This is a genomic window from Polaromonas sp. P1_G2 (assembly GCF_056405515.1).
Genome location: NZ_JBFUBY010000270.1, coordinates 1 through 5,586, shown reverse-complemented (window position 1 = coordinate 5,586; position 5,586 = coordinate 1). Strand labels below are relative to the sequence as shown.

The 5,586-nt window shown below is 62.1% G+C and carries 8 protein-coding genes; all 8 read left to right on the top strand.

The genetic code is table 11. From position 1 onward, the window contains the following. Positions 1 to 342, top strand: a 342-nt coding sequence (mltG, locus tag AC1D0P_RS21010) for an endolytic transglycosylase MltG (RefSeq protein ID WP_477678524.1), incomplete at its 5' end; no start/stop codon positions are given. 2 nt (positions 343 to 344) lie between these two features. Continuing rightward, positions 345 to 1,037, top strand: a complete 693-nt coding sequence (gene tmk / locus AC1D0P_RS21005) for a dTMP kinase (protein ID WP_477678523.1) — start codon at positions 345 to 347, stop codon at positions 1,035 to 1,037. Continuing rightward, positions 1,034 to 2,137 (top strand): DNA polymerase III subunit delta', encoded by a 1,104-nt coding sequence (locus AC1D0P_RS21000; RefSeq protein WP_477678522.1) that lies wholly within the window; start codon positions 1,034 to 1,036, stop codon positions 2,135 to 2,137. The genes tmk and AC1D0P_RS21000 overlap by 4 nt, the downstream gene beginning before the upstream one ends. 60 nt (positions 2,138 to 2,197) lie before the next feature. Beyond that, the gene (locus AC1D0P_RS20995) at positions 2,198 to 2,578 is read left to right on the top strand and encodes a PilZ domain-containing protein (protein WP_007874426.1); all 381 of its coding nucleotides are present in this window, start codon (positions 2,198 to 2,200) and stop codon (positions 2,576 to 2,578) included. A 110-nt stretch (positions 2,579 to 2,688) separates the two neighbouring features. Beyond that, positions 2,689 to 3,489, top strand: a complete 801-nt coding sequence (locus tag AC1D0P_RS20990) for a TatD family hydrolase (protein WP_477678521.1) — start codon at positions 2,689 to 2,691, stop codon at positions 3,487 to 3,489. Next, positions 3,486 to 4,154, top strand: coding sequence for an ankyrin repeat domain-containing protein (locus AC1D0P_RS20985; RefSeq protein ID WP_477678520.1), 669 nt, complete (start codon positions 3,486 to 3,488; stop codon positions 4,152 to 4,154). The genes AC1D0P_RS20990 and AC1D0P_RS20985 overlap by 4 nt, the downstream gene beginning before the upstream one ends. Further along, the gene (locus AC1D0P_RS20980) at positions 4,148 to 4,579 is read left to right on the top strand and encodes a hypothetical protein (protein WP_477678519.1); all 432 of its coding nucleotides are present in this window, start codon (positions 4,148 to 4,150) and stop codon (positions 4,577 to 4,579) included. Before AC1D0P_RS20985 ends, AC1D0P_RS20980 begins: the two co-directional genes overlap by 7 nt. A 148-nt stretch (positions 4,580 to 4,727) precedes the next feature. Then, positions 4,728 to 5,183 carry a hypothetical protein gene (locus tag AC1D0P_RS20975; protein WP_477678518.1) on the top strand — a complete coding sequence of 152 codons (456 nt, stop codon included), beginning with the start codon at positions 4,728 to 4,730 and terminating at the stop codon, positions 5,181 to 5,183. Positions 5,184 to 5,586: the final 403 nt, after the last annotated feature.

Below are 5,586 nucleotides of genomic sequence, written 5' to 3'. Positions count from 1 at the left end.
CCCTCGGACCGGGCGCAGATAGGCGGTGTTTTCACCAACCGGCTGCGCCTGGGCATGCTGCTGCAGACCGACCCGACCGTGATCTACGGCCTGGGCAGCAAGTTCGACGGCAACCTGCGCAAGCGCGACCTGCTGGCCGACACCCCTTACAACACCTACACCCGCGCCGGCCTGCCGCCCACGCCGATCGCCATGCCGGGCCGGGCCGCCTTGCTGGCGGCGGTGCAGCCGGCGCCGACCAAGGCCATCTACTTTGTCGCGCGCGGCGACGGCAGCAGCCATTTCAGCGGCAGCCTCGATGAGCACAACCGCGCGGTGAACAAATACATAAGAGGCCAGTGACCATGAGCACCAGACCTCTGAGCGGCCTCTTCATCAGCTTCGAAGGCATAGACGGCGCCGGCAAGTCCACGCACATCGCCGGCCTGGCCGAGGCTTTCAAGGCCGAGGGCAGGGCGGTGACGCTGACGCGCGAGCCCGGCGGCACGCCGCTGGCCGAGAAGCTGCGCGCCATGGTGCTCAACGACGCCATGGACCCGCTGACTGAGTCACTGCTGATCTTTGCGGCCCGGCGTGACCACATCGTCAACGTGATCGCCCCGGCGCTGCTGCGCGGCGACGTGGTGCTGTGCGACCGTTTCACCGACGCCACCTTTGCCTACCAGGGCGCGGGGCGAGGCTTTGACCTGACGCTGCTGGCGACGCTGGAGCAATGGGTGCAGTCCGACGAAGGCCTGCTGGGCGACCCGGCCGGCAACTCGCCGATGAAGCCCGAGGTCGAAACCGTGATCGAGCCGCACCTGACGGTTTGGTTCGATCTGGCGCCCGAAGAAGCCGCGCTGCGCCTGGCCGGTGCGCGCGTGCCCGATAAATTCGAGGCCCAGCCGGTGGAGTTTTTCCGCCGCGTGGCGCAAGGTTATGCCGACCGGCAGAAAAAGCACCCCGAACGTTTTGCCCGCATTGACGCCGCCAAGGGCCGCGACGAGGTCTGGCAGGCGGTGTGCCAGGTCTTTATGGCCAAGGGCTGGCTGCCATGAGCGATACCGATACCGTGAACGCCCCGGCCGAATCAAACAACCCGCCGCTGGCGCCCTGGCTGCAAACCCAGCTTGAAAGCCTGCTGGCCCAGCGCGGCCACGCCTGGCTGCTCAGCGGGCCTTCGGGCCTGGGCCAGTTCGAACTGGCGCTGGCGCTGGCCCGCGCCTGGCTCTGCGAAGAAGCCACACCCCAGGGCGCCTGCGGCCATTGCGGCAGCTGCCACGCGGTCGACGTGCACACCCATGCCGACCTCTGCATGCTGATGCCCGAGACCCTGTCGCTGGCCCTGGGCTGGCCGCTGGACGAAAAAACCCAGGACGAGCTCGACAGCAAGAAGCGCAAGCCCAGCAAGGAAATCAAGGTCGACGCCGCGCGCGAAGCCGTGTCCTTCACCCAGTTCACGCGTTCGCGCGGCACGACCAAGGTCGTGCTGGTGTTCCCGGCCGAGCGCATGAACAACGTCACGGCCAACACCCTGCTCAAGACACTTGAGGAGCCGCCCGGCGCCGTCAAGTTCATCCTGGCCACCGACGCGGCGCACCAGTTGCTGCCCACCATACGCAGCCGCTGCCTGGGCCACACCATGGTCTGGCCGGACTTCGAACTGGCGCTGGGCTGGCTCCAGCAAGAGACCAGCCAGGCGGGCGAGGGCGGCGCCCCCAAAAAAGCCACACCCGCGCCCAAGCCGGCCGACCTGCAAACCCTGCTGGTCGCGGCCGGCGGGCGCCCGGCCGATGCGCTGGCCTGGGCGCAGGAGAGCCCGCCCGGCGAATCCGCCCAGCATTGGCAGGCCCTGCCCAAAGCCATGGCGCGCGGCGATGTCAGCGCCCTGTCGGACTGGGCGCCCGCGCAGGCGGTCGATGCCCTGCAAAAGCTTTGCCACGACGTGCTGGCCGTGCGCATGGGCGCCGCACCGCGGTTTTTCAATGCCGCCGACCTGTCCGCCGCGGCCGGCAAGGCCGGCGCCGGGCTGTATGCGCTGGCCAGCTGGTCGCGCGAGCTGTCGGCCATTGCCCGCACCGTCGAGCATCCTTACAACCCGGGCCTGATGCTCGAATCCCTGGTCAGCCGCGCCCGGCTGGCGCTCAACGCCAAATAAAGGCGGCCATTCTTGCTGCAATTCCGGACATCGCCCCTCCCAAACCGATAAACTAAAGCCATGAGCACAACGCCCCCCGCCAGTTCCCCCGCAGCCGCCGGCGCCCGGCCCAGCGTCGTCCAGCTGGCCATCAAGGAAAAAGCGGCGCTCTATGCCGCCTACATCCCGCTGTTCAAGGAAGGCGGCGTTTTTATCCCCACGGCACGCGACTACAAGCTCGGCGACGACGTCTACGTGCTGCTGACGCTGCCCGAAGACACGCAGCGCTACCCGGTGGCCGGCAAGGTCGCCTGGGTCACCCCGGGCAGGGCGGCCGGCAACCGTACCCAGGGCGTGGGCGTACGTTTTCCGTCCGACGAAAAATCCCGCCTGCTCAAGATCAAGATCGAGGAAATCCTCGGCGCGCACCTGGCCTCCGACAGGCCCACGCAGACGATTTAAGCCAGCCGGCGGCTGCGCCGGCCGCCCCGGGTTTCATGCATTCAAACTCTGTTCCTCTGTATATATAGAGGGGCAGCAGCACCTATCCAGAGCCTGGAGCTATTCCGGAAATGTTCACCGACTCCCACTGCCACTTAAGCTTTCCCGAGCTGCAGGCCCAGCTGCCGCAAATCCGACAGGCCATGCAGGACGCCCAGGTCGACCGGGCGCTGTGCATCTGCACCACCCTGGAAGAGTTCGAGACCGTCCACGGGCTGGCCACGCGCTATGACAACTTCTGGGCCACCGTGGGTGTGCACCCCGACAACGAAGACGTGCGCGAACCCAGCCTCGACGACCTGCTGGAGCGCGCCGCCCTGCCCAAGGTGGTCGGCATCGGCGAAACCGGGCTCGACTACTACCGCCTGGGCGAGCGCACCGTGGCCGACATGGAATGGCAGCGCGAACGCTTCAGGGTCCACATACGCGCGGCCCGGCAGACCGCCAAACCGCTGGTCATCCACACCCGCAGCGCCTCCGACGACAYGATTGCCATCCTCAAGGAGGAGGGCGGCAACGCGGGGCAGGCCGGCGCCGCCACCGGCGTTTTCCATTGCTTCACCGAAACCCTGGCAGTCGCCCGCGCGGCGCTGGACCTCGGGTTTTACATCTCGTTTTCCGGCATCCTGACCTTCAAGAATGCGGCCGACCTGCGCGAGGTTGCCCAGTTCGTGCCGCTGGACCGCATGCTGATAGAGACCGACAGCCCCTACCTTGCCCCCATGCCTTACCGCGGCAAAACCAACAATCCGTCTTACGTGCCCTTCGTCGCCAAACAGATTGCCGAACTGACCCAGCAGCCGCTGGAGGCCATCGCCGAAGCCACCAGCCGCAACTTCGAGCAGCTGTTCAATGGGGTCAAAGCGCCATGAAAAACCTCATCCATTACTTTAAGAAGACAATTTACCTTATTGTTATTTCTGGATTTTCTTCCGTGAATGCCGGCTCCTACGAAGACTTCTTCCTGGCCATCAAACAGGACAATCCCGCCGTCATCCAGAACCTGCTGCAGCGCGGGTTTGACCCCAATACGGTCGATCCCAACGGCCAGACCGGCCTGTTTATCGCCCTGCGCGAGCCTTCGCCCAAGTCCGCCGAAGTGCTGGTCGACTGGCCAAAAATCGACGTCAACGCCCTCAACAGCAAGGGTGAAAGCGCCCTCATGCTGGCCGTCCTCAAGGACCACCAGGCATTGGCTGAAAAGCTGATCAAGAAGGGCGCCGACGTCAACAAGACCGGCTGGACGCCGCTGCATTACGCCGCCACCAACGGCCACCTGGCCCTTATCAGCCTGCTGCTGGAGAACAACGCCTACATCGACGCCGAATCGCCCAACGGCACAACACCTCTGATGATGGCCGCCATGTACGGCACGGCCGAGGCCGTGAAGCTGCTGYTGCAGGAAGGCGCCGACCCGCAGCTCAAGAACCAGCAAGGCCTGACCGCCGTGCAGTTCGCCGAGCGCGGCAACCGCCCGGACTCCGTCGAAGCGATAGCAGCCGCGATCCGCGCCAAGCGGCCGGCCGGGCAATGGTGACGCGGGACTTCAAGATCCAGAAGTTCGCCAATGCACTGGTTCCCGGTGCCGTGACCTTTGCATGGGTCAATGGTGACGCCACGCTCAAGCACATCCGGAAAAAGTACGGCGGCCTGTGGGTGGGCGGCAAGGTCACGGTAACGCCCGACGGCATCCGTTTCGCACCCAATGGAATGAACAAGGCTCTGCACGTCGGCCTGGAGTCAGTCCACATTCCCTTGGCCGGGATCACGTCGGTGCACCGGGAGTTTGGCTGGCTGACCGGCATCGTGGTGGTCAAACATGTCGGGGGTGAATTCCGGTTCCGGTGCTTCGGGGCAAAGCAGACAGCAAAGGCGCTGGAATCCAGAATGCCGGGGACCCGGTCTTTATCTTTAGGTTCCACGATGTATATTCCGGACTCGTTATTACAACTATGTAGTTAGAGTCTCGTTGTCATAACACCACGATCTTTGTGATGTTAAGTAAACCCTCCCCTAATCGGAGGGTTTTTTAATGCCGAGAGCGCATCGGTCAGATGGTCAGCTAGAAAAATATCTGTTGCCAGTATGCTCTAGATGCCATCAAAGGAACATGCTCACCATGCGCTCAGATCATCCCGACCCCGAAGTTAGTGCAGCAGTCAAAAACCTTTTGACCGCAACTAGCGACGCTCTCACGCTTCAAGAACTGCAAGCAATGCCCGCCCGAATTGGTACCCAGTTGATCGCGACCAACGGAAGCGAGTTTCTTTTTTCAATGCCGCCCGGCATGCGGGAAGATTTTCAAGAGTACCAATTATTTTTTATGGGCAGATTGTTCGAAGTGCGGCAAATGCTTGATTTTTCAAAGTATTCCTTGGTGAACTTCCCGAAAGAAATGGAAGATCGCCGTGAGCTAGTACAAGAGAAATTCGCCGCGCTGATCCTAACCACAGAGGTTGGCCTCGGTTGGTTTGCTCCAGCTCGCTGGGACGACTTGGGGGAAGTCCAAAAGTCGCTTTGTAAGCCTAAATTTATCGAAGACAACATACGTGCCCATCTGATGTGAATTCAGATAAAGAGGGATGGAGCTGACTGATGGATCAAAACATTCCACGATATGTATTCCGGACTCGTTATTACAACTATGTAGTTAGAGTCTCGTTGTCATAACACCACGATCTTTGTGATGTTAAGTAAACCCTCCCCTAATCGGAGGGTTTTTTTATGCCCGAGCGATTCACCCTATGAGTGACTAGGAGGAGGGCTGAGAATCAAGTCTAATAGCTAACGGCCGCTTTCGGCCAAAAGCGGGCATGGTGAGTCCATAAGTAGAGTCAGCCTCAGTGAAATTCGAGATCGTTTATATTTTTGAGACACAGCGACCGGTGATGCTTTTCGCTCGTCAAGTGGAACCGGGCGATTTCACACTCGCGCAGTCACCGATGCTGGGTGGGGTGCCTATCAAACGC

Excerpts from the sequence above, each read along its gene's own strand:
- tmk (WP_477678523.1), top strand. The coding sequence starts at position 345 with ATGAGCACCAGACCTCTGAGCGGCCTCTTCATCAGCTTCGAAGGCATA.
- AC1D0P_RS21000 (WP_477678522.1), top strand. The coding sequence starts at position 1,034 with ATGAGCGATACCGATACCGTGAACGCCCCGGCCGAATCAAACAACCCG.
- AC1D0P_RS20995 (WP_007874426.1), top strand. The coding sequence starts at position 2,198 with ATGAGCACAACGCCCCCCGCCAGTTCCCCCGCAGCCGCCGGCGCCCGG.
- AC1D0P_RS20980 (WP_477678519.1), top strand. The coding sequence starts at position 4,148 with ATGGTGACGCGGGACTTCAAGATCCAGAAGTTCGCCAATGCACTGGTT.
- AC1D0P_RS20975 (WP_477678518.1), top strand. The coding sequence starts at position 4,728 with ATGCTCACCATGCGCTCAGATCATCCCGACCCCGAAGTTAGTGCAGCA.